The organism is Pseudomonas sp. PA-1-6B (genome assembly GCF_021609545.1).
In the GTDB taxonomy this organism is placed as follows: domain Bacteria; phylum Pseudomonadota; class Gammaproteobacteria; order Pseudomonadales; family Pseudomonadaceae; genus Aquipseudomonas; species Aquipseudomonas fluorescens_BV.
In genome coordinates this window covers 1-2,499 of record NZ_WJZM01000113.1, presented here as the reverse complement: position 1 = coordinate 2,499, position 2,499 = coordinate 1, and the positions used below count along the sequence as shown (strand labels likewise).

1 protein-coding gene and 1 pseudogene are annotated in these 2,499 nt (G+C 63.2%); both read left to right on the top strand.

Features of this window, described 5'->3' with window-relative positions:
* Positions 1–330, top strand: a pseudogene (locus GIV35_RS27080) (hypothetical protein); the annotation flags it as partial.
* Between the two features lie 33 nt (positions 331–363).
* On the top strand, positions 364–2,499 hold a 2,136-nt coding region (locus tag GIV35_RS27075), incomplete at its 3' end, for a TonB-dependent receptor (RefSeq protein ID WP_236491461.1).

Genomic DNA, 2,499 nt, shown 5'->3' with positions numbered 1-2,499 from the left:
GTGGGCTTGCTGTGCGTGGAAGACGTCGACGGTGCTGGCGCCCGCGCCGCGCTGGTCAAGCTGATGGCCGACGACCTGACGCGCGCCCTGGGCAATGACGGTGAGCCTGTCGGCACCCTGGCCGATGCTCGCGAACAGGGCTGGGCGGCCCACTATGCCGCGCTGGTCAGCCTTGATTGGGTGGCTGTGCAATCCCCCGAACACCTCACGGCGATGACCGCCGACGTCCGTCATGGCCAGGGATGGCCCACTGAGCTTCAGCGCCTGCTGGGCGCGCCCTCCGAACACGCGATTGCCGCCGCGCTCAAGCGCTGGGGGCCTGTGCAATGAATGTGAACCATCCCTGCCTTGTGGAGCTTTGCCATGTCACCTGAACTGTCTATCCAGCCACTACGCCGCCCCATCGGTTGGCGGGCCAACGTGCTGACCCAAGCCATGGCACTGGCCTTGTCCAGCCAGATGTGTGCGGCTTATGCCGTTGAGGCTCAACCGGCCACCAATGCCGAGACTATCGAGCTGGGGCCGGTGACGGTGAGCGCGCGATTGAACCAGGAAAGTGCCAAGGACATTCCGTTCGGCCTTTCGGTGCTCGATGGGCAAACTCTCGAAACCCGGCGTTTACGCACCCTGGAAGACGCCTTGCGCACAACGCCTGGGGTGGATGTGAACTCCTGGGGCGGCGCCAACGATGCCAACGTGCGTATCCGTGGGGTTGGCTCGCTGAACCAGATGAGCATGGACGATGGCTCGGTGGTGCTGAACGTGGACGGCGTGCCGATGTCGGTGCGCAACGCAGCGATGGCTACCCTCGACGTGCAGCAAGTGGAAGTGCTCAAGGGGCCCCAAGGCACCTTGTTCGGGCGTAACAGCGAAGCGGGCGCGATCAACGTCACCACGCGCAAACCCACCCGCGAACTGGAGGGCTACGTGCGTGGCGAAGTGGGCAACCAAGGCCAGTTCATGACCGAGGGTGCGGTGGGTGGGCCGTTGACGGAGTCGTTGGCCGGGCGCATTGCCGTGCGTCGCAGCGGCTTTGATAACTGGGTCGATGACCAACAAGACGGCGACCCCCTGACCAAACCCCGCGACCTGGCCCTGCGCGGCAGCCTGTTGTGGGACAACGACGCTGGCACCACTGGCCTGCTGACCGCTGAGCGCCAGCGCGCCGATCACTATGCCGGCCTGGAGATCCTGCGACCGTTCGGCAACCGCCCCAGCCTCGACTACACCCCTGGCACGTTCAATGGCAACAAGAAGACCAACGAGCGTTATTCCTTCGAGCTCAACCATGACCTGGCCCAGGCCCGGATCACCTCGATCAGCGCCTATACCAGCACCGACTTCAATGCGGTCAAGGGCTATGATCGCAACATCACCCGCGCGTTGTACGGCCAGCCTTTTGAGTACCTGATCGAAGACTCGGCCCATGAGCGAGTCTGGAGCCAGGACCTGCGCCTGGGATCACTGGCAGACGCCGATGTGTTCTGGGTAACCGGGGTGAACCTGTCCCGTTCCGAGCGCAGTTTTGACTCCAACAACTTCACCAATGGCGCCCGGCAACTGCGCGATTTCACCACCAACAGCTATGCCGCGTACGGCGAAGTGACCTTCCCGATTGCCGAGGACTGGAAGCTCACCACCGGCCTGCGCCACACTTGGGACCGCAAGACCTACGGCGCTGATTACAGCAGTGGCGCCAACCTGATCAACGACAGCCGACGCTTGCAGGACGACTACAACACCGGGCGCGTGGCCCTGAGCTACGCATGGACACCCCAGACCAACCTGTACGCGGTGTTGTCGCGGGGCTACAAGTCGGCCGGGTTCAACGACTACGCGACGTCAATCAAGGACAGCCAACCCTACAAGGCAGCCAAGGTGAACTCCGCGGAAGTCGGTTTCAAGCATGAAAGCGAAGGCGGTGCGTTGAGCCTGGAAGGGGCGTTGTTCATCACCCGCGTGCAGGATGACCACTTGCTGGGTTATGACTTCACGTCCCTGGCGGTCAGCGCGGTGAATGCCGATACCCGCAGCAAAGGTGCCGAGTTGTCGAGTACCTGGCATGCCACCGATGAACTGACCCTGGGCAGCGCCATCAGCTACACCAACGCGGTGGTGACCTCCGATGCGCCAGGGGTGTCCGGCGGTGATGTGGCCAAGGGTAGTCGCGTGCCGGACGTGCCGCTGTGGAGCGGCAACTTCAGCATTGCCTGGAACAAACCCGTGGGTGAACTGCTCGGCTTGCCGGCGCCGCGCCTGAACACGTTGCTCAACTACCGCGTGCAGAAAAACCGCCCGGCTGATCCGCAGAATCACTATGACCTCAAGGGCTACGCCAAGCTGGATTTGCACTTGGGGCTGCAGAGCGGTGGATCGGAAGTTTATCTGTGGGGCGATAACTTGCTGGATGCGCGATATGACTTGTATGGCGCTTATTCCACCGACGCGGTGCTGACCGGGATGCCGGGCAGGGGGCGTTCGGCGGGGGTGGGGTACAGC